Here is a 252-nt window from a genome sequence, read left to right as displayed (position 1 = left end):
CCAGAATTTGGCACCTTCGGTCTGCTCAATCCACAAGCCCAGAACCTCCTTCTCGCCGTCCGGATTGAGCGCCAGCGCGACATAGACGGCCTTGTTCTTGACCATGCCTTCATCGCGAATCTTGACCGGGGATGTCCCGGGTTCTGTTGAATTACTGAAGAGGTCGGCGTTGCCCACCTTGAGCCGGTAGGCTCGGGGTGCTGATTCCACAAAGGAGAGCAACGCCATGACGAGAGATATCACACCGGCTGG

General features: G+C 57.5%; 1 pseudogene. It reads right to left on the bottom strand.

The features are described from left to right. Window positions 1–126 (bottom strand): annotated as a pseudogene (locus ACZYOF_RS44890) (transposase); the annotation flags it as partial. Window positions 127–252: the final 126 nt, after the last annotated feature.

This window comes from Bradyrhizobium sp. LeoA1Lang (assembly GCF_055413685.1).
The sequence above is the reverse complement of the archived record's forward strand: the minus strand, read 5'-3'. Positions and strand labels throughout refer to the sequence as shown.